Consider the following 17,111-nt stretch of genomic DNA (forward strand, 5'->3'; position numbering starts at 1 on the left):
GCGGACTCTGCGACCACGGGCAGGATCTGACCCTCGAACACTTCAGCTTACACCAGGAGGCTGAGCGGGAAGGCCAGCATCAGGAACGCGGTGCGCACCTTGCCCAGGGGCGACACCTTCAGCTGAGGCGACCCCGGAAGAGTGCGAGCCCGACGACGAGCAGGACTGCGTCTGAGATCACGATGGTCCACAGGACCCACGACGGAACAACCCCGTACACCACGAGCGTGACGGCGATGATGATCATCGCCACCCGATCCGCCAGGGGTCCAGCCACAGACCGATCACGCTGACCTGATCCAGGATCCTGGCGAGGAAGCCGTCGACCCAGTCTGTGATCCCCAGGACGATCAGCGTCCAGAACGCCGCCATGAACGCGTCGTTGTGCACGAATATGACGAAGACGGGGACGAGGAGGAAGCGCAGACACGTGATGATGTTCGGCGCAGTCCAGAACGTCTCATGCACGGTGTTCTCGAAGCCGCTCCTGGCCCCCACCCCGATGCGTCTCACGGATTCAATTCTACTCGGAGTCGACGCGGCTGCTCCGGGCGGTCAGCGCTTGACCAGTTCGCGCAGAAACACTGCACCAGCGGCCGTAGCCCCGCGGCCACGGAGAGCGGCTTCCACCGACCGGCCACAAATTCGCGGGCCTGATCGGATCGCGCCGAGCGGGCTCCGCGCGAGGGTCGGGCTCCACGGGGCTCGAGGCAAGCTCGTCGTCAGCCTGCTTGCCCTTGGGCAGACGGGCCATGAACTGATCCTGCAGCCCGGCGATGTGGTCACGACGCAGGGAGGTGCGACGCAGCAGCTCCGTGTAGTTCGGCTTCTCGGGCTCACCGGTGCCGGGAGTCTTCCGCTGCTCAGCGGCCTGGCGCTTCGCCTCAGCCTTGGCCTGGCGCTTCTGCTCATCCGCACGGTCCAGGCTCGCCGGGTCGAAGCTGGTGCCCTCACGCGCCACCCCAGATCGAGGCGGAATCCGCGGATGGCGTCCTCAGGCTTCAGGGGCATCGCGGCCTTCAGCTTGGCAAGTCCCACCAGCACGAAGATCAGTGCGATCAGCAGGAAGGCTCCGCCGACGATCAGCGCAGCGGCCCACATCTGGAAGATGAGGGACAGTCCGGCGATCGCGGCGACGATCAGCGCCACCACCAGGAAGGCGACGAAGACCAGCCCGATGACCATCAGCGCAGCAGCCACACCGGCGGCGACGCCTTTGGCCTTCATCTGCGCAAGGGCCAGTCCGATCTCGTCATTGATCTGCTTGGGCCCTAGGCGCAGCAGAAGCTTCGCGACGTCGAGCGTCGAGGTCTTGACTTGCGCGGCGGCGCGACGTTCTCTGCCACGGTGGGTGCCTCCATCCGGTGAGGGGCGAGCTGATCTTCTGCCCCAAACTATCACCACCCTCCCGCCGAAGCCTGGGCATCAGGGGAGGGCGGCAGCTACCACACGCGGCTGTCAGCAGACCGAATCAGTCGGGCGGGGTTGGCCAGCCCCACCAGCGAGCGCGCCTTCAGCCCGGCCCAGGTGCTTACCAGCGCTGCGAGCGCCCACAGCCACCCGGAGACGGACCCCGAAGCGATGCCGCCCAAGTAGGCGCCGATGTTGCAGCCCTCGGCCATGCGCGCGCCGATTCCCATAAGAATCCCGCCGAAGAAGGCAACCCCTACGTGCCCCCAGCTGATGCTTTTGTTCAGAACCCAGGATCCGCTTACAGCTGCGGCAATCGCAGCCCTGATCATGATGCCGAAGTTCGTCAGTGAGTTCTGGTGGGACAGCACCGGATTCGCAAGCATCTCGGACCATCCGTCCTGCTGCCAGAAGTCCCACGTCTCCGGCTGCATGCCGAACAGCTGAAGGAACTTGGCTCCCCAGAGCGCCAGGGCATTGGTGATGCCCCAGATGCCGCCGGACACCCACATCACCGCACCCCGAGACCGGCCAGCGTCAGAGCCCCGACCCACATGGGCCACGAGCCGCGCAGGGCGCGGGCCCAGCCGCGCGTCGTCGGAGGAACCCCGCCGGGGGCGGATTGCGGCGCGCCTGAACCGCCTTCGAGACAGCGACGATCACCAGCAGAGCTGCGATGGTCACGACCCATCCGCCCACATGGCCTACATGGTCGGACAGCAGCACGGGGTCCATGCCCGGAAGATTCCGCACCAGGGGAAGAACCATGGTGCCGTGAAGATCACCGAGTAGGCTGATGAACCCCAGCAGCGTCGGCACCACGGTGGACTGGCCGGAGCCGACCGCGAAAAGCGTGCCGGAGGCGCATCCGCCGCCGAGCTGCATCCCTATGCCGAAGATGAACGCGCCGATGAGCAGTCCCACTCCGATCGTTCCGCTGTAGGAGTCGGCTCGTTGCCGAACGCCGACCAGCCGGTCACGAACAGCAGCATGAAGATCGTCGCCGTCGTGCCCAGGAGCAGCGCATGGTTGCGGACGCCCTGGCCGTTGCCCACGGCCACCAGCCGCCTCCACGCAGAGGTGAAGCCGAAGCGGGAGTGGAAGAGCGCAATTCCGAGACCGAGCCCCAGCACCAGAAGCACGGCGAAGTACACGCCCCGCTCAGCGCCTTCGCGCAGTGCGTTGGAGAAGAAGACCCAGGCCAGCAGGCTTAGGCAGCAAGCAGAAGGAACACTGAGATTCTGCGGGCCTGGGGCGACTGTGCGGGGTCGGGGACGGGAGGCGCCGCACATGTGGGGCCGGTTGGAAGATCGAGGAGTCGATCCGGGTTCTGTTGGTCGGCATAGCGGGGAGGAAGCTCCTTCGTGGAACGAGCGGTGAGGGAGGGGGTCGCGGCGCAGCGCTGCGGCAGGCCACAGAACAGTAGGGCACTGCGCTCTCCGCGTCGAGAGCCGCCGTCATACGCATTCACATGCCTACGCCTCACGGGAGAGCCGCATCCCCGAGTACCATGGATTTCAGGAGTCGGAAGGCCGACTCAGCCGATCAGCGATGCGACAGGAAGCGAGCGCCCGTGGGCCCGGACTACGACCTCGACGAGCTGTACGCGAACACCTACACCGAAGAGGATCGGCTCGCTCACCGGAACCGCCCGATCAGCGGCAAGCGATTCGTCATCGCGTGGGCAGCGGCCGTGGTGGGCGGCTTGGTCGGTGCCCAGCGCTGGTACCTGGGGCTGTTCGCCACGGCTGCCGTGAAGACTATGCTCTTCGGCCTGGCACTGATGCTCTTCGCAGTGGACCAGATAGGGCCAGCGCTCGCCGCGATGTCGATCACCGGCGCCTGGACCATCATTGACCTGTTCCTTCTCCTGTCAGGCACCATGAGAGACAGAAGAGATCATGAGCTGGCTTACTATGAGAGGTGGGCCGGGCCGTGCGCAGCCGTCACCGTCCTGCTCTTCGCGGGAATGCTGGTGGTGGCACTGGTCATGGGCACAAGTTCAGGCGTCGCCGGGAGTTAGCCCAGCGCTTCCCACCCTCCGCGCGAGGACTCCGCTCAGCGGCTAGTCGTCGTCGATCTGGCCAGCGGGCGTCTTCTTCTCGGCTTGGAAGTCCTGCTCCTTGCGCCCATAGGCCCAGTAGGCAGAGATCGAGAGCTCCTTGCGGCTGAGGCCCCGCTCCTTCACCAGATGGCGACGGATCTCCTTCATCTGGGCCCGTTCGCCGTGCACGAAGGCCTGCACGTCTCCCGGCGGCAGCTCGGTGCGACGGATCTCATCGGCCAGGACCGTCGTCTCCGGCGTGAAGTCAGCACCACGATACAGCCACCTCACCTCGACTCCGGCCGGCGCGTCGATCTGCTGACGCTCCTCCTCGCTTCGCACTTCGACCAGTACGAGGCCTGAGGCATCCAGCGACATCGACTCGACGGATCGTGCGATCGCTTGCAGTGCGGCCTCATCGCTTACGAGCAGATGCCAGTCCGCGTCCGGCCTCGGAGAATATCCGGATCCGGGGCCGAAGAAGCTGATCGGGTCGCCCGGCTGAGCACGCTCAGCCCATGGGCCCGCGAGGCCTTCGTCGCCGTGGGTGACGAAGTCCACCCAGATCTGCTCCGCCTCGCGGTCGATGTGGCGGATGGTGTACGTGCGCGTCGTCGGCATCTGATGCTTGGGCAGCCGGTCCCGCAGGGCCTCCATGTCGAACGGGGCTCCAGGCCGAGCGAGGGGTCGGCGAAGAGGAGCTTGATGTATTGGTCGGTGTCCTCTTTGAACTCGATGGCGCGGAAATCCTGCCCGCCGAGGACAAGGCGGACCATATGAGGGCTGAGCTGCTCGCGGCTGACCACGTGGAGCAGAGTCTGGCGGCGAATCTTGCGCGGCTTGTCCGACATAAGGTCACCCTAACCGCGATCGCTCGAACCAGCACGGGGCGAACCTGTCTGCGGCCCCCGCGTGGACCCCTTCTCGGTGCTCGAGGAGATGCTGTCCGCGCGACGCGGCCCACTGAGCCAGGAGGTCCAGCGCACCTCCGGGTTCATCCCTGCCCTCGATGCCCGCCGCGTGGAGGACGACCTCGTCCTCGCCGCAGACCTGCCGGGCATGGACGCTGAGTCCGACGTGACCGTCGAGCTCTCCGGCCGGAACCTCACGATCTCCGGGGAACGTCGCTCCGCCCATGAGGCGGACGGTCTGCGCGAGATTCGCTACGGCACCTTCTCACGCACGGTGAGCCTTCCGTCCGACGTCGACCAGGACTCCATCAGCGCTTACTTATGAGAACGGAGTGCTGACGGTCCGGGTGCCGGGCGTCTACGCCGAGGACAGGCCCCGCAGGATCCGGATCAGCACCGGCGGCTCAGGCGCCGACGGCGTCGAGCGGAACCAGGAGAAGGACCACACGCGGATCGACGCCTGACAGGTCCTTCCCGACTGACGGGCCGCTCCTCACGGGGCGGCCCGTCAGCTCATCAGAACACGACGGTGGTCCTCCCGTGGCGCAGGACCCTGTCCTGGCAGTGCCACTTCACCGCACGGGAGAGCACTGCACGCTCGACATCGGCGCCGTACCGGGTCAGCTGGGCTACGTCGTCCGCGTGGGAGACGCGAATGACGTCCTGCTCGATGATGGGACCCTCGTCGAGGTCTTCGGTGACGTAGTGGGCCGTGGCGCCGATGAGCTTCACGCCGCGGTCCTTCGCCTTCTGATACGGGCCCGCGCCGATGAAGGCTTGCAGGAAGCTGTGGTGAATGTTGATGACGGGCGCGCCCACCGCATCCAAGAACTCCGGGGACAGAATCTGCATATAGCGGGCCAGAACCACGAGGTCCACGTTTCCTCCGAGCAGCTCCAGGTGCTTCGACTCCGCCTCGGCCTTGACGCCGGAGTGGCGGGCACGTGGAAGAACGGGATCCCGAAGGTGCGCACGTCCTCGGCGAGATCCGGGTGATTGGAGACGACCATGGCGATGTCCATGGGCAGCTCACCCCGCCGATGCCTCCACAGCAGGTCAAGAAGGCAGTGGTCGGTCTTGGAGGCGAAGATCGCCACTCGCTTGCGGCGCGCAGTGTCGTGGAGCGACCACTCCATGCCGAACCGGTTCGCAAGCCGCTCCTGGATCGCCTGCTCCAGCTGCGGGCGCACCGCAGCGAGGCCGGGGAGACGGAAGACTGTCCGCTGGAAGAAGCGTCCCCTCGGGGTCAGTTGAGTACTGGTCCAAGGTGATGATGTTCCCGCCCAGATCGGCGATGGTCTGCGAGACCGCGGCGACGATGCCGGGCTGGTCCGGGCAGGAGATGATGAGGCGTGCGATGTCGGCGGAGTCTGTCACAGCGCTCCATCCTAGTATTCGGGCCTGGGCTTACGCCCCTGCAGTGAGCCGACGATTCCCCACCAGACGACAAGAGGCCCCCGCCGATCACGACGGAGGCCTCCTAGAGAACTCGCTCCCCAGCTGGATTCGAACCAGCAACCGCCTCGATTAACAGTCGAGTGCTCTGCCGTTGAGCTATGGAGGAATGGGACTTAGAAATCTTAGCAGGAACGACGCATCGGCGCGAAATCGATCGATCCATCGCGAAGTCCCCTCATAGGATGAGAGGCGTGGCTGAACTGAACCGTCTCACCGTATTCACCGGCAGCGCCTCCGGAGCCGATCTGGCCTACCAGCGCGAGACCCGTCGGCTGGGCGCGGCGCTGGCCGAGGCCGACGTCGAGGTCGTCTACGGCGGGGGCAAGGTGGGACTGATGGGCCAGATCGCCGATTCGACCCTGGAGGCCGCATGGACGTGTCACCGGTGTGATCCCGGAGGTGCTGGTGAGCCGAGAGGTCGCACACCGAGGGCTCACCGAGCTGGAGATCGTCGAGGACATGCACGCCCGCAAGGCCCGCATGGCGGAGCTCGGAGACGCGTTCGTCACCCTTCCCGGCGGGATGGGAACCCTGGAGGAGCTCTTCGAAGCCTGACCTGGCAGTACCTGGGGCTGCACACCAAACCTGTGGCCCTCTACGGCACCAAGAGGTTCTGGGACCCGCTGGTGGAGATGATCGACCACCAGGTTGCCGAGGGCTTCATCGCCGAATGGCGGCGCGACGCCCTCGTCGTCGCCGACACCCCAGACGAGCTCATCTCCACGCTGCGGGCGTGGACCTCAGCGACTATGAGCCGCGCTCATGAGTGAGCAGGCCTGAGCCTCAGCGCTTCTGGGCGACGGGGCGGATGACCAGCTCCTCAACCGTCGACGCCGGATCGAGGTCCACCGCGGTGCGGACTGTCTCAGCGATCGACTGCGGCGAGACATAGATGCTGCCGTCGTAGTCGGTGCTGCCCGACTGCTGCTGCAGAGCCGCCTGCATGTCCGTGTCCACCCGGCCGGGGTGGATGGAGGTGACCCGCACCTGGCCGCGCTCCTCCTCCCGCAGCGAATCGGTGAAGGCCCGCAGGGCGAACTTGCTGCCGGAGTACATCGCACTGTTGACCCGAGCCACAAAGCCTGAGCCCGAATTGATCGACACCACCTGACCGTGTGAGGCCCTCAGCAGCGGCAGAGCTGCGCGCGTGAGCTCCGCCACGGCAAACAGGTTCACGCTGAACATGCGCTGCCACTCCTCTGCCGATGCTTCGGCCACCGGCTGCAGCCAGGCCACACCGGCGCTGTGGACCAGGACATCCAGGCGAGTCAGATTCAGCTGCGCGAACGCATCCGCGATCGAACCGACGTCGCTCAGATCCGCCGTCCAGCCGGAGGCATCGAACCCTGCCCGGGTCAGCTCCTCCGCGGCGCTCCGCACCCGCTCGGCATCGGAGCCTCCGACGATGATGCGGTGATCACGGCCCAGATCCGCCGCGATGGCACGGCCGATGCCGCGTGTTCCGCCGGTGATGAGAGCAACCTTGTCAGCCATAGGCCCACCCTAGACGACCGGTCGGGTCATGCGGGAGCGGCAGCGGCACGTGCGGGAGACTCCTCGTCGGCTTCGCCCGACCCGCCGCCCCGACGACGACGGACCGCCTGCGAGGCGACTGCCACCCCGAAGACGACCATGCCGGCGACGGAGATCAGCATGTCCGGATACACGAGCAGGACGCCGCCGACCATCAGCAGCACACGCTCGATCACCACAGCACGCATCAGGAGGTACCCGCCCAGGCCTGACGCGAGACCGACGAGCCTGAGGATCGTCATGGCCAGGTACCTCAGCGTCTCATCCCACGTTCCCTGGAGAAGCAGCGCTTACTGAAGAATGAAGGCATACGGGATGATGAACCCCGCAAATGCGATCTTCAGCGCCGTCACGCTTACGGGCCATCGGATTCGCGTGAGCGATGCCCGCGCTTACGTAGGCGGCCAGACAGACGGGCGGCGTGATGTCAGCCAGAATTCCGAAGAAGAAGACGAACATGTGCGCAGCGATCATCGGCACATCGAAGTTCGAGTACAGGATGGGTGCGGCCACCGTGGCGGTCACCACGTAGTTCGCTGTGGTCGGAAGGCCCATGCCCAGCACGATGCAGGCGATCATCACGAAGAACAGCACGAGCAGGAAGTTCCCGCCTGCGATCTGAATCAGCCCCGATCCGAGCTGGCTGCCCAACCCTGTCGACGTCACGGTTCCGGCCACAATGCTTACCGTAGCACATGCTGCGATGACCGGCAGGGCCGTCCGGGCGCCGGCGATGAACATCTCGATCACTGCGTGAAGCAGAGCCAGGAGCAGCTTGCCCGTCTCCACGACGGGGCTCCGGCCCTCCTGAGATGCCTGCGCGATCACCGGGATGAAGTTCTGGAATGTGGCCCGGATCAGGCCGATCGCCAGCGCTGTGCCGATGCCGAAGAGCGCGGCACGCATGGCGCTCATGCCTGAGAGCAGGGTTGCGATGATCACCACCAGCGGCAGCAGCATATCCATTCGGAGCAGCAGGGATCGCCAGGCCGGAAGCTCAGAGGGATCCATACCTTGAGCCCGTTGCGCTTGGCCTCGAAGTGGATGGAGAGCAGGGCGCCGAGGAAGTACAGACCTGCGGGAATGATGGCGATGACGATCAGCCTGTTGTACTCCACCTCGGCCACGTTCTGAGCCATGATGAAGGCTGCGGCTCCCATGATCGGCGGCATCAGCTGACCGCCGGTGGACGCGGTGGCTTCCGTCGCGGCCGCCACATGCGGCTTGAAGCCTACTTTCTTCATGATGGGGATCGTGAAGGAGCCCGAGGCGACCGTGTTCGCCACGGATGACCCAGAGATCATGCCCTGCAGCCCCGAGGCGCCCACCGCAGCCTTGGCCGGGCCGCCTGAGTATTTGCTTACCGCGCGGAAGGCCAGGTCGTTGAAGAACTGTCCGATGTTGGTGCGCATCAGCACCACGGCGAAGAACAGGAACAGGAAGATGAAGTTCGCTGAGACTTGGATCGGAGTGCCGAAGATCCTGGCCGGAGCTGAGGAAGAGATTGGTTCCCACCTCTGTCCAGTCCTGACCTCGATGCGCGAACATCGGCAGGTTATCCCCGTAGACGGCGTAGACCAGAGCCAGGCCCGCGATGATCACGATCGGCAGACCGACGCAGCGGCGTGTGGCTTCGAGGACCAGGGCAACGCCGATCAGCGCCACCATGATGTCCTGGTCCTCGAAGCCGACCAGCTGAACTCGGTTGGAGACCAGGTGGTCATAGTTGAAGAAGATGTAGGTGCTGCAGTAGACCGAGGCGCCCGCCAGGATGATGTCGTACCAGGGCACCCCGCGGTGGCGCCCCACAACCAGGCTCAGCGCTGGGCTGCTGCTCTCCGGGTGTGCAGAAGCCGCTTAGAGGCTGGGTAGAGCAGGAAGATCAGAGCAAGGGCCCCTGCCACATGCAGGGACCCATGCATCCATGTGTTGTACGGGCGGTAGAACGCCGAGAAGAGGTGGTACGCGGTGAAGACCACCGCGATTCCCTGACGAGCCACCCCCACCAGCCGAGCTCCGTACGGAACCGGCTGGAAATGTCATGCTCGCGCAGGATGTCTTCGGCGCTCTCCTCAGCAGCAGCCCCGGGCTTGACGTCCTCAGGGAACGCTCCGGCCCGGGGCTGCTCTGCCGCGGTTCTATTCACAGCGGTGCCGCTCAGTCAGAGTTGGGGAGCCTCGACTCACTCATCCTCGTCAGCTTCAGCGTCCTCATCGGCGTCCCCAGCGGAATCGTCGCCGTTTTCCATCTCGATGCCCTGCTCGTCGAAGTAGCGCTCAGCGCCGGGGTGCAGCGGGATGTCACCGATGCCGAGAAGCGCCTCGTCGATGTCGATGCTCTCACCCTGGGCCACGGACACGTCGTCGACGTTGTCGAACAGTGCGGCCGTGATGTCGTAGGCGAGATCCTCACTGACCTGCGTGGTGGAGGCCACCAGCGCCGCGAAGACGGAGAGGGTTGTGACGTCTTCCTCAAGGAAGTCGTACGCGTCGGAGTCGATGGTGTAGGCCTGTACAGGCCGCCTTCGGCGATCTCCTCGGCCTCCTCGTCGGGCAGGGAGAGCAGGCTGGTGTCGGTCGACTGCGCCAGCTCGGTGAGGGAGCCGACGGGCACGCCGACCACGAACATGGAGGCGTCGATCTGACCGTCGGCCAGCATCTCAGTGGAGTCGCCGAACTCAGTCTCCTCAGCGGTGTAGTCGATCTCATAGTGATCGAGGATCGCGTCGGAGATGGCACGCGTTCCCGATCCGACATCACCCACAGCGATGGTGGCACCGTCGAGGTCCTCGATGGAGTCGATTCCGGCGTCGTCGCGAACCACAATGTGCATGGCCTCGGGGTAGAGGTTGGCGATCCACCCGAAGTTGTCGACGGCGATGAGCTCCTCGTCCTCGTCATCATCGCTGATGTCCAGCTCGCCGTTGACGGCGCTGGCGGCGGTGTCGTTCTGCGAGAGCCCCAGCTGAGCAGTCTCCTGCAGGATGCGGCCCAGGTTGTCCACCGAGCCGCCGGACTCCACGTAGTTCACCGTGGCGTCGGTCTCGTTCTCGAAGATGGTGGAGAGGTCGCCGCCGAGCGGGTAGTACGCGCCGCCGGTGCCGCCGGTGGCGAACTCGAGGTCGTCGATGAAGTCGCCCTCGTCGCCCGTCTCAACCTCGCCGTCTCCGTTGTCTCCGTTGTCTTCGGCGTCATCGCCGTTGCCGCAGGCTGCCAGGGCAGTCATGGCGGCGATGGCGGTCATTCCGGCGGTGAGTCGAGTCATTCGACGGACGCTCATACGGGTTCCTCCTGCAAGTGATGGTGCGCTCCCAGCTGAACATCAGCCGAGACTAGGGTTCACACAGGCTATGCGACCAGACCCGTCCGCGACCAGCTGGGGAGTGATCCGAAACACAACCGTTACACAGGAGCTGCTCCACCCCTGGATAGGATGGGCGGCATGACTTCACGCATTGCTTCCGGACATGGCCTGGCCACCGTCACCGACGAGGGGACCGTTCTCGACACGTGGTTCCCGAGCCCTCGCTGACGACGCTGGCTGAGAACACCGATGAGGCGCTGCTCGCATCCCTGCAGGACGCGGAGAGCACCGACCCTGCGCGAGGCGTGCGAACGCAGGCCGTTTCCGTGGAGGCCGACCTCGACTCCCCGCCTCCTCCACCGAGGATGTGTGGCTGCGGCTGCACCTGATCTCCACCCGGCGCGCCCGCCCCAACAGCATCAACCTCGACGGCATCTTCGGCTACCTGACGAACGTGGTGTGGACCAACTTTGGGCCGTGCGCGGTGGAAGGGTTTGAGAGCACTCGTCTGAAGCTGCGGGCGCGCGGACACGTCACCGTGCACTCGATCGACAAGTTCCCCGGCTGGTGGACTACGTGACTCCCACCGGCGTTCGCATCGCCGACGCCGATCGAGTCCGGCTCGGCGCGCACTTGGCCGAAGGCACCACGGTCATGCATGAGGGCTTCGTGAACTTCAACGCCGGGACCCTCGGCGCCTCCATGGTGGAGGGACGGATCAGCGCAGGCGTCATCATCGGGGACGGCACCGATGTGGGCGGCGGTGCCAGCATCATGGGCACCCTCTCCGGCGGAGGGAAGGAAAAGATCACTCTCGGTGAGCGGGTCCTCTTGGGAGCGAACTCCGGTGTGGGCATCAGCCTGGGCGACGACTGCGTCGTCGAGGCCGGGCTCTACGTCACCGCAGGCACCAAAGTCTCTGTCCTGACCAGGGCCGCAGCGTCACCGACGTGGTCAAGGCCTCACAGCTCTCCGGTGTGCCGGGGCTGCTCTTCGTGCGCAACTCCACCACCGGCACAGTGGAGGCTTCGCCGCGGCAGGGCCAGAAGGTGGAGCTCAACGAAGCGCTGCACAAGAACTGATGGCACCGCGCTCCCGGCCGCCTCGTGACGCGGCGGCGACCCGCTCCATGGCCCGGCGACGACGGCGCCGCCGGGCGCTGGCCGCGCTGGCGCTGACAGGCGCCCTTATCGCGGGAACGGCCTACGGCGCCTGGCGCTACATCGATGAGAACGAGTACCTCCTGGACGAGCACTGTGAAGCAGTGGTCGCGGGGAGACTCAGCGCCTGAGTCCCGCCCAGGCCTACAGTGCGGCCTTCCTCAGCGCCTCAGCGGCAGAACGAGGCCTGCCTCCGGAGGCAGCCCTCCACGCCATCGCCATCTCGCTGCAGGAGACGGATCTCGAGCTGCGGGAGGATGAGGGCGAACTGGGCGAGCGCGTGCTGTTCGCCCGAGGAGGGCAGCTGGGCTTGCGAGGGATCGGCCGAGGGCACGCCTATCGACTCAGCGGGCTTCTACGATCTGCTGGAGGAGCGCGCCGCAGCTGCGGAGGACGAAGACAGCGACAACGAGGAGGAGGTCGTCTGGGAGCGCGATATGCCTCTCGACGAAGCCTCTGAGGCGCTGCTCAGGCCGCACAACCCTCAGTTCTACCCTGAGCACAGGTCCCGAGCTGAGACGTTCCTCTCACCTCTGGCCGGGCAGTCGGAAGCGACCCTGACCTGCACCCTCTCCCAGCTGGAGGATGAGATCCCCTCCCTGACCCTGAGGGAGTCGCCGAGGAGCTCACGGCTCTCCTTCCTGCGGCCCTGGAGATCCCAAGCACCGAGTACGAGGGCGACGAGGACGAGGAGGAGGCGGAGGACTTCGATCCCGAGCCGATTCCGGAGGGCATCGTCGACCTGGAGGGATCCTCCGAGAGCGGCACTGTGACGGTGACGCCGCCAGAGGATTCGGAGCTGCTGGACGAGGGCTACAGCATGGACTGGATGCTGGCCCACTGGGCTGTGGCGTCTGCACGGGAGTACGGCATCCAAACGGTGGAGCTGGATTCCCGCATGTGGGATCGCGATGCTGCTGAGTGGACCGACTCATCCGCCGGGGACGTGGCTGAGGATGCGGTCCGCATCGGCTTCGACCGTGACTGGGATGAGGACTGACGAGGAGCCCGCACCATGAGAGATGCCCGGCCGATCGGCCGGGGCATCTCTCATGGAAGGATTGCGCTCAGGAGGGTACTCGCGCTCCTCGTAGCCTGTGTAGAGCTGACGGGGGCGACCGATCTTGGTGCCGCGGTCACTCATCATCTCTCGCCACTGCGCGATCCATCCGGGGAGGCGACCCAGCGCGAAGAGGGGCGTGAACATCTTCTCGGGGAAGCCCATGGCCTTGTAGATGAGACCGGTGTAGAAGTCGACGTTCGGGTACAGCTTGCGCTCCACGAAGTAGTCGTCCTCCAGTGCCACTGCCTCGAGGCGCTGGGCAATCTCGAAGAGCTCGTTGTCGCCGCCCAGCTTGCCGAGCAGCTCGTCTGCGAGGCCCTTGACGATGCGCGCACGGGGATCGTAGTTCTTGTAGACCCGGTGGCCGAAGCCCATCAGCCGGATTCCGGCCTCTTTGTTCTTGACCTTGGTCATGTACTCTTCGGGGCTCATGTCGGAGGCCTGAAGCTCCTTGAGCATGTGGAGCACGGCCTCGTTGGCGCCGCCGTGGGCTGGGCCGAAGAGAGCGTTGATGCCTGCCGAGACGGACGCGAACATGTTCGCCTGAGCAGACCCGACGAGCCTGACAGTGGATGTGGAGCAGTTCTGCTCGTGGTCCGCGTGCAGGATCAGCAGGGTGTCCAGGGCCTTCGTCATGTCCGGGTCGACCTCGTAGCCCTCCGCGGGGACGGCGAAGCAGCCGCGGATGAAGTTCTCGACGAGGTTCAGGCTGTTGTCGGGGTACAGCATGGCCTGGCCGATGGACTTCTTGTAGGCATAGGAGGCGATGGTGGGCAGCTTGGCCAGAAGCCGGTAGGTGGAGCGCTCGACGTGGTCGGTGTCGAACGGGTCCAGCGAGTCCTGGTAGAAGGTCGACAGAGCCGAGACGGCCGAGGACAGCACCGGCATGGGGTGCGCATCCCGGGGAATCCGGAGAAGAAGTCCTTCAGGTCTTCGTGGAGCAGCGTGTGCCGCCGGGTGACGTGGTCGAAGTCGGCCAGCTGGTCCTGGGTGGGCAGTTCGCCGTGGATCAGCAGGTACGAGACCTCGAGGAAGTTGGACTTCTCCGCAAGCTGCTCAATCGGGTATCCGCGGTAGCGCAGGATGCCTGCTTCGCCGTCGATGTAGGTGATCGCCGACTTCGTGCTGGCGGTGTTCATGAATCCGGGGTCGTATGTGACGGCACCGGTGGTTTTCAGCAGCGGACCGATGTCGAGGCCATCGTTGCCCTCAACGGCGCTCTCGACGGGGAGCTCAAGCTCGTGGTCCTGGTACGCCAGCTTCGCGGCAGCCTGCTCAGTCATAGGTTCTCCTTCAAGCTAGGGCAAGACAGCCCTAACTTATCGTGTTCCAGGCCACACGCGCCAATGGGTTATGCGGTGGGCGGAGTGCTGTCTAAGGCCCTCTGCCTGCGGCGGCAGAGCGGCGATGACCTCGTGATCCTTATCGATCTTGCCCATCTTGGCGGCCCCGCCCGGGAGCTGATGTCGTCGAAGAAATCGACGTTGGCGCGGTAGTACTCGTCCCATTCCTCAGGCAGGTCATCCTCGTAGTAGATGGCCTCCACGGGGCACACCGGCTCGCAGGCGCCGCAGTCCACGCATTCGTCCGGGTGGATGTACAGGGCGCGCTCGCCCTCATAGATGCAGTCGACGGGGCATTCGTCGATGCACGCTTTGTCCTTCACGTCCACACAGGGAAGCGCAATGATGTAGGTCATAGGTCCTCACGGGCTCGCGGAGTGCATGGTCTTCTGCTGAACATTCTACGGGTGGCGATCAAGCGCGGCCGCCGCTCGACGACGCGAGAGGTCATCTCGTGCGAGCACCCACTGGGTCAGGAGCATGGACGCCGCGGTGACTGCTGCGGTGCCGCCCCACCACAGCAATGACACCAGCACAGGCCCCGGCATAGCTTCCCAGGTCAGCTCATTGTAGGGAATGACGAGCTGGTCCGGACCGGGCCATATGTAGGCGGCTGTGGCCACGGTGAACGCGGAGGCGCCCATGACCATCGGCTCCAGTGCGGCGCGGGCTGTGGTCCCGGCCCAGAGCTGGGCAGCCAGCAGCAGTCCGAGGGCCACGAGCACGCCCCATGGCACCAGGGCGAGCGAGCCCGCCTCACCCACCATCCATATATTGCCGTGGAGGGCGGTGCCGATGATTCCGAGGACGACGCCGATGGTGACACAGGCGCCGAGAAGTCCAGCTCGAGGCATCCTTGAGCTCAGACGGCCGCGTCGGCCTGCTTCTTCCGACGCGATGCCTTCATGCGCTCGGATGAGTCAAGGATGACCTTGCGGATTCGGATGGCCTCAGGAGTGACCTCGACGCACTCGTCCTCGTTGGCGAACTCGAGGGACTCCTCAAGTGTCAGCTTCGCCGGTGGGGTGAGTCCCTCGAAGGAATCTGCGGAGGCTGCACGCATGTTCGTGAGCTTCTTCTCCTTGGTGATGTTGATCTCCATGTCGTCGGCCCGGGAGTTCTCGCCGACGACCTGGCCCTGGTACACCTCGGAGGTGGGCTCCACGAAGAACATGCCGCGCTCCTGGAGGTTGATCATGGCGAACGGGGTAGCAGTGCTTACCCGGTCTGAGATCAGGAGCCTGCGAGGCGGTACTCGATCTCACCCTTCCACGGCTCGTAGCCTACCGCGTAGGAGGACGCGATGCACGCCGCGGGTCTCGGTGAGGAACTTGGTGCGGAATCCGATGAGGCCGCGGGCGGGGACCATGAACTCCATACGGATCCAGCCGGTGCCGTTGTTGGTCATCGTGTTCATGGTGCCCTTGCGGCCCGCCATCAGCTGGGTGATGGCGCCCATGAACTCTTCCGGAGCGTCGATGGTCATGTTCTCCATCGGCTCGTGGAGCTTCCCGTCGACCTCCTTGGTGACCACCTGCGGCTTGCCGACGGTGAGCTCGAAGCCCTCCCGGCGCATCTGCTCCACGAGGATGGCCAGGGCGAGCTCACCGCGGCCCTGCACCTCCCACATGTCAGGGCGTTCAGTGGGCAGAACCTTGATGGACACGTTGCCGATGAGTTCCTGGTCGAGCCGGTCCTGACCTGGCGCGCCGTGACCTTCGCTCCCTTGACCCGACCAGCGGTGGGGGCGGTGTTGATGCCGATGGTCATGCTGATGGCCGGGTCGTCGACGACGATGTTCGGCAGCGGCTTGGGGTTCTCGAGGTCGGTGAGGGTCTCGCCGATCATGATGTCGGAGATGCCTGCCACGGCGACGATCTCGCCGGGGCTTATGGACTCAGCTGATACGCGCTCAAGGCCCTTGGTGGCGAGCAGCTCGGTGATCTTCACCGTCTTGTGCGTGCCGTCCTTGCGGGCCCATGCGACCTGCTGGTTCTTCTTCAGCGTGCCGTTGCGGACGCGCAGCAGGGCAAGACGGCCGAGGAAGGGGCTGGCGTCGAGGTTGGTGACGTGCGCCTGCAGGACCTCTTCGTTGTCGTAGGTCGGTGCGGGGACGTGCTCAAGAATCGTGGAGAAGAGAGGCTCGAGGTCCTCGTTCGCGGGGAGGCCGCCGTCCTCGGGCTGCTCCGTGGACGCGCGGCCCGCCTTGCCCGACGCGTAGACGACCGGCACGTCGAGGACGGAGTCCAGGTCCAGGTCGGGGTTCTCCTCCGCAACGTCGGAGGCCAGCCCGAGGAGCAGGTCCATCGTGTCGGAGACGACTCCGTCGATGCGGGCGTCGGGGCGGTCCGTCTTGTTCACCACGAGGATGACCGGCAGGTTCGCGTTGAGCGCCTTGCGGAGCACGAAGCGGGTTTGGGGCAGGGGCCCTCGGAGGCATCCACCAGAAGGACGACGCCGTCGACCATGGACAGGCCGCGCTCGACCTCGCCGCCGAAGTCGGCGTGGCCGGGGGTGTCGATCACGTTGATGGTGACCTGCTCAGCGTCCGCCTTCTCCTGGGCGGCAGGGCCCGAGTAGAACACGGTGGTGTTCTTGGCCAGGATGGTGATGCCCTTCTCCTTCTCGAGCTCACCGGAGTCCATCACCCGCTCCTGATTCTCACCGTGGCCGCCGTAGGCTTTGGTCTGGGTGAGCATGGCGTCCACCAGGGTGGTCTTGCCGTGGTCGACGTGGGCGACGATCGCGACATTGCGCAGATCATTGCGGGTGGTGATAGTCACGCGGATGGTGCCTTCCGGAAGAGATGCGAGTCCAACCTGTCTAGTGTACGGGTCAGCGCCAAACCGTCTCGCCTCATGATGCGATGCAGGGCGGCACCCCGCT

The 17,111-nt window shown here is 65.4% G+C and carries 18 protein-coding genes, 1 tRNA gene and 8 pseudogenes; 8 read left to right on the forward strand and 19 right to left on the reverse strand.

The genetic code is table 11. The annotated features are described in order from the left end of the window. Positions 1-118: 118 nt before the first annotated feature. Genes K0H76_RS17010 through K0H76_RS17035 form a run of 6 tightly spaced genes read right to left on the reverse strand, consistent with a single transcriptional unit; the run spans position 119 to position 2,564 of the window. Positions 119-247, reverse strand: coding sequence for a hypothetical protein (locus tag K0H76_RS17010; RefSeq protein WP_258933762.1), 129 nt, complete (start codon positions 245-247; stop codon positions 119-121). Continuing rightward, positions 244-513, reverse strand: coding sequence for a CDP-alcohol phosphatidyltransferase family protein (locus tag K0H76_RS17015; RefSeq protein ID WP_258933763.1), 270 nt, complete (start codon positions 511-513; stop codon positions 244-246). The genes K0H76_RS17010 and K0H76_RS17015 overlap by 4 nt, the downstream gene beginning before the upstream one ends. Positions 514-555: 42 nt before the next feature. Further along, positions 556-1,401: a phage holin family protein gene (locus tag K0H76_RS17020; protein WP_258933764.1), complete on the reverse strand. Its 846-nt coding sequence runs from the start codon at positions 1,399-1,401 to the stop codon at positions 556-558. Between the two features lie 41 nt (positions 1,402-1,442). Further along, positions 1,443-1,964, reverse strand: a complete 522-nt coding sequence (locus K0H76_RS17025; RefSeq protein ID WP_258933765.1) for a YeeE/YedE thiosulfate transporter family protein — start codon at positions 1,962-1,964, stop codon at positions 1,443-1,445. Then, positions 1,948-2,334, reverse strand: coding sequence for a YeeE/YedE family protein (locus tag K0H76_RS17030; RefSeq protein WP_258933766.1), 387 nt, complete (start codon positions 2,332-2,334; stop codon positions 1,948-1,950). Before K0H76_RS17030 ends, K0H76_RS17025 begins: the two co-directional genes overlap by 17 nt. After that, positions 2,298-2,564, reverse strand: a complete 267-nt coding sequence (locus K0H76_RS17035; RefSeq protein WP_258933767.1) for a YeeE/YedE family protein — start codon at positions 2,562-2,564, stop codon at positions 2,298-2,300. Before K0H76_RS17035 ends, K0H76_RS17030 begins: the two co-directional genes overlap by 37 nt. Before the next feature lie 419 nt (positions 2,565-2,983). On the opposite strand from K0H76_RS17035, the gene K0H76_RS17040 reads away from it, so the two are divergent. Then, positions 2,984-3,433, forward strand: coding sequence for a hypothetical protein (locus K0H76_RS17040; RefSeq protein WP_258933768.1), 450 nt, complete (start codon positions 2,984-2,986; stop codon positions 3,431-3,433). Positions 3,434-3,475: 42 nt separating this feature from the next. Here K0H76_RS17040 and K0H76_RS17045 read toward each other — a convergent pair. Continuing rightward, a pseudogene (locus K0H76_RS17045) lies at positions 3,476-4,305 on the reverse strand (siderophore-interacting protein). Between the two features lie 61 nt (positions 4,306-4,366). Here K0H76_RS17045 and K0H76_RS17050 point away from each other — a divergent pair. Both K0H76_RS17050 and K0H76_RS17055 read left to right on the forward strand, forming a co-directional pair. Further along, complete coding sequence (locus tag K0H76_RS17050) at positions 4,367-4,690, forward strand: Hsp20/alpha crystallin family protein (RefSeq protein WP_258933769.1); 324 nt, start codon at positions 4,367-4,369, stop codon at positions 4,688-4,690. 7 nt (positions 4,691-4,697) lie between these two features. After that, entirely contained in the window at positions 4,698-4,829 is a 132-nt protein-coding gene (locus K0H76_RS17055) for a hypothetical protein (protein ID WP_258933770.1), read from the forward strand. A 52-nt stretch (positions 4,830-4,881) separates the two neighbouring features. On the opposite strand, the pseudogene purU reads toward K0H76_RS17055, so the two are convergent. Both purU and K0H76_RS17065 read right to left on the reverse strand, forming a co-directional pair. Continuing rightward, a pseudogene (gene purU, locus K0H76_RS17060) lies at positions 4,882-5,742 on the reverse strand (formyltetrahydrofolate deformylase). Positions 5,743-5,858: 116 nt separating this feature from the next. Next, positions 5,859-5,924: transfer RNA gene (locus tag K0H76_RS17065), tRNA-Asn, on the reverse strand. Positions 5,925-6,228: 304 nt separating this feature from the next. Here K0H76_RS17065 and K0H76_RS17070 point away from each other — a divergent pair. Beyond that, a pseudogene (locus K0H76_RS17070) lies at positions 6,229-6,593 on the forward strand (TIGR00730 family Rossman fold protein). Positions 6,594-6,606: 13 nt separating this feature from the next. On the opposite strand, the gene K0H76_RS17075 reads toward K0H76_RS17070, so the two are convergent. The 6 genes and pseudogenes from K0H76_RS17075 to K0H76_RS17100 all read right to left on the reverse strand — a co-directional run bounded on the left by K0H76_RS17075 (position 6,607) and on the right by K0H76_RS17100 (position 10,581). After that, positions 6,607-7,317 carry an SDR family oxidoreductase gene (locus tag K0H76_RS17075; RefSeq protein ID WP_258933771.1) on the reverse strand — a complete coding sequence of 237 codons (711 nt, stop codon included), beginning with the start codon at positions 7,315-7,317 and terminating at the stop codon, positions 6,607-6,609. A gap of 26 nt (positions 7,318-7,343) precedes the next feature. Then, positions 7,344-7,598, reverse strand: a complete 255-nt coding sequence (locus K0H76_RS17080; protein WP_258933772.1) for a hypothetical protein — start codon at positions 7,596-7,598, stop codon at positions 7,344-7,346. Positions 7,599-7,617: 19 nt separating this feature from the next. Then, positions 7,618-8,316, reverse strand: a complete 699-nt coding sequence (locus tag K0H76_RS17085; RefSeq protein WP_258933773.1) for a TRAP transporter large permease subunit — start codon at positions 8,314-8,316, stop codon at positions 7,618-7,620. Beyond that, complete coding sequence (locus tag K0H76_RS17090) at positions 8,295-8,789, reverse strand: TRAP transporter large permease subunit (protein WP_258935461.1); 495 nt, start codon at positions 8,787-8,789, stop codon at positions 8,295-8,297. Before K0H76_RS17090 ends, K0H76_RS17085 begins: the two co-directional genes overlap by 22 nt. Positions 8,790-9,173: 384 nt before the next feature. After that, complete coding sequence (locus tag K0H76_RS17095; protein WP_258933774.1) at positions 9,174-9,362, reverse strand: hypothetical protein; 189 nt, start codon at positions 9,360-9,362, stop codon at positions 9,174-9,176. A 176-nt stretch (positions 9,363-9,538) separates the two neighbouring features. Further along, positions 9,539-10,581 (reverse strand): annotated as a pseudogene (locus K0H76_RS17100) (TAXI family TRAP transporter solute-binding subunit). 216 nt (positions 10,582-10,797) lie between these two features. On the opposite strand from K0H76_RS17100, the pseudogene dapD reads away from it, so the two are divergent. From dapD to K0H76_RS17120, 4 genes and pseudogenes are all read left to right on the forward strand, one after another. Further along, a pseudogene (dapD, locus tag K0H76_RS17105) lies at positions 10,798-11,741 on the forward strand (2,3,4,5-tetrahydropyridine-2,6-dicarboxylate N-succinyltransferase). Next, positions 11,741-11,950: a hypothetical protein gene (locus tag K0H76_RS17110; RefSeq protein WP_258933775.1), complete on the forward strand. Its 210-nt coding sequence runs from the start codon at positions 11,741-11,743 to the stop codon at positions 11,948-11,950. Before dapD ends, K0H76_RS17110 begins: the two are co-directional and overlap by 1 nt. Before the next feature lie 126 nt (positions 11,951-12,076). Beyond that, a complete protein-coding gene (locus K0H76_RS17115; protein ID WP_258933776.1) occupies positions 12,077-12,592 on the forward strand; it encodes a hypothetical protein in 516 nt (171 codons plus the stop codon). Positions 12,593-12,594: 2 nt separating this feature from the next. Then, entirely contained in the window at positions 12,595-12,819 is a 225-nt protein-coding gene (locus tag K0H76_RS17120) for a hypothetical protein (RefSeq protein WP_258933777.1), read from the forward strand. Between the two features lie 72 nt (positions 12,820-12,891). On the opposite strand, the pseudogene K0H76_RS17125 reads toward K0H76_RS17120, so the two are convergent. From K0H76_RS17125 to typA, 4 genes and pseudogenes are all read right to left on the reverse strand, one after another. Further along, positions 12,892-14,165, reverse strand: a pseudogene (locus tag K0H76_RS17125) (citrate synthase); the annotation flags it as partial. A gap of 36 nt (positions 14,166-14,201) precedes the next feature. Next, a pseudogene (locus K0H76_RS17130) lies at positions 14,202-14,581 on the reverse strand (ferredoxin family protein). Positions 14,582-14,626: 45 nt separating this feature from the next. Next, a complete protein-coding gene (locus K0H76_RS17135) occupies positions 14,627-15,079 on the reverse strand; it encodes a hypothetical protein (protein ID WP_258933778.1) in 453 nt (150 codons plus the stop codon). Between the two features lie 8 nt (positions 15,080-15,087). After that, positions 15,088-17,014: pseudogene (typA, locus tag K0H76_RS17140) on the reverse strand (translational GTPase TypA). Positions 17,015-17,111 lie beyond the last annotated feature (97 nt).

It is taken from the genome of Nesterenkonia pannonica, from assembly GCF_019575955.1.
Lineage (GTDB): Bacteria > Actinomycetota > Actinomycetes > Actinomycetales > Micrococcaceae > Nesterenkonia > Nesterenkonia pannonica.

Excerpts from the sequence above, each read along its gene's own strand:
- K0H76_RS17080 (WP_258933772.1), bottom strand. The coding sequence starts at position 7,598 with ATGACGATCCTCAGGCTCGTCGGTCTCGCGTCAGGCCTGGGCGGGTAC.
- K0H76_RS17110 (WP_258933775.1), top strand. The coding sequence starts at position 11,741 with ATGGCACCGCGCTCCCGGCCGCCTCGTGACGCGGCGGCGACCCGCTCC.
- K0H76_RS17010 (WP_258933762.1), bottom strand. The coding sequence starts at position 247 with ATGATCATCATCGCCGTCACGCTCGTGGTGTACGGGGTTGTTCCGTCG.
- K0H76_RS17085 (WP_258933773.1), bottom strand. The coding sequence starts at position 8,316 with ATGCTGCTGCCGCTGGTGGTGATCATCGCAACCCTGCTCTCAGGCATG.
- K0H76_RS17115 (WP_258933776.1), top strand. The coding sequence starts at position 12,077 with ATGAGGGCGAACTGGGCGAGCGCGTGCTGTTCGCCCGAGGAGGGCAGC.
- K0H76_RS17135 (WP_258933778.1), bottom strand. The coding sequence starts at position 15,079 with ATGCCTCGAGCTGGACTTCTCGGCGCCTGTGTCACCATCGGCGTCGTC.
- K0H76_RS17075 (WP_258933771.1), bottom strand. The coding sequence starts at position 7,317 with ATGGCTGACAAGGTTGCTCTCATCACCGGCGGAACACGCGGCATCGGC.